The organism is Sulfitobacter sp. HI0129 (assembly GCF_001635395.1).
Classification (GTDB): domain Bacteria; phylum Pseudomonadota; class Alphaproteobacteria; order Rhodobacterales; family Rhodobacteraceae; genus Sulfitobacter.
The window spans coordinates 1-1,654 of record NZ_LWGH01000770.1 but is presented as its reverse complement, the minus strand read 5'-3'; the positions used below and the strand labels follow the sequence as shown (position 1 = coordinate 1,654).

Genomic DNA, 1,654 nt, shown 5'->3' with positions numbered 1-1,654 from the left:
TGCCTTCGCCGGGCTCGCCCGGCACCCGCTGCGCCTGTGGCAATACGATCCGCAGCGTGAAATCCTGAATCTACAAGCTGTTCAGGACATTTTCACGGACCTGGAGCGCGCTCCTGACATGGTGCTGCAATACGGCTGTTCTGGCGGAGGGCTCGACAGCCTCGCTTCGGCCGAGGATTACCCGGACAGGATCGACGGTGCCGCCGTGCTTGCCGCCCATACGCCGGTCTGGATCATGAGCAGTTTCCTGGATGGCTGGTTCGCCATGCAGACCCTGCTGGGCGAAAGCTATGAGGCCGCTGGGCACGGTCCGGCCAGCGATCTCGCCATCGTCGGCCTGCCCAATGCCGGAGCGGGTGGCGAGCGCAGCCTTGACGCGATCCGTGCGTCCTGGATGGCCGCCATCGAAACGGCGGGCGAAAGCCCGGAGGGCCGCGCGCGGCTGGCGCTTGCCTTCGCCATCGGACAGTGGTCGCCGTGGATGGTCGAGGGGACCGAACTACCCGACACCGCGGATGCCGGCGCCATGGCCGACATGATCGTGGCCTCGGCGCTGCGCATCGGCGGTAATGTTGGCGGGTCCTCGCGGCTTCTGTTCGAAAACGCCGCATCGGGGCAGCAACTTTCCGGGAACGAGGGGGTCGACTATGCCGCCTTCTACCAGAATGCCGCACCCGCGATGGCGCGGACGGTTGAGGCGCTCTACGAACAGGCCGGTTTGGACCTTCAGGCCGACATTGCCAGGATCGACGCCGCCCCCCGCATCGCGGCCTCGGATTATGCGCGCGATTTCTGGGCCGCAGACGGGCGCACGACGACCGGCGATCTGCAGGTTCCGGCGATCCGCATCCACATGCTGGGCGACTGGGCCATTCCCTACACGCTGATGGAAGGCTACGGCGCGCTGGTGCAGGAGCAGGGTACCGGCGATCTGTATCGGCAGTCGCTGGTCCAGGGCACGGGCCATTGCGAGTTCACGGCTGCCGAAAGCACGGCCATCGTCGAGACCCTGGTCGAACGGATCGAAACGGGCGCCTGGCCCGAGACATCGCCCGAGGCGCTGAACGCCGCAGCCGAGGCGCTGGAAACCGGGAGCGCCCCCCGGTTCATCGAACACGGTGATTGGCGCGTGGCAGCCTATAACCGGCCCTGGGTTCCGGCAGAATGAGCCGATGGGGAACTGGCGCTGCGCCGGTTCCCCCACAGGTCCGGTGGCGCAAGTCATTGGTGGACCGTCGCCAACGCGCAGTGGGCATCTCTGGCGAGGGCAAGTGTTCCCATGTCTGGACGACCCCTGCTGCGCAAGCTGGGAATTGACGCGCCTATGCCGAAAGCAGTCATGTCTACGGCCTTTGTGGTGCGGTCTAGCCGCTGGCCCAGATGAAGTCCGCGGATCGGGTCCCAATCAAAATTGCGCGCTTTCTGCGCCTTGACCCCCTGGGGTGTCCCGATCCCCGGTTCGACCGGTTTGTCATCTCTTCTCAGCTTCACGCATTCCGTCAGCGGTTCCGCGCTCAGGAGACAGGGGCCGCGTAGATCTCGTTGCGGCGCAGGAGCGCCCAAGCGATCCGGGCAGTCTTGTTGGCGAGCGCGACCGCAACGACTTTCGGTCGCTTGCGTGCTTTAAGCCCAAGCATCCAAGCCTTGCCGGCAT

The 1,654-nt window shown here is 65.8% G+C and carries 1 protein-coding gene and 1 pseudogene; one reads left to right on the top strand and one right to left on the bottom strand.

The window, feature by feature from the left end; genetic code table 11:
- On the top strand, window positions 1-1,168 hold a 1,168-nt coding region (locus tag A3764_RS18785), incomplete at its 5' end, for a hypothetical protein (RefSeq protein WP_067951949.1).
- Window positions 1,169-1,514: 346 nt separating this feature from the next.
- Here the strand turns inward: A3764_RS18785 and A3764_RS24845 are convergent.
- Window positions 1,515-1,654, bottom strand: a pseudogene (locus A3764_RS24845) (IS110 family transposase); the annotation flags it as partial.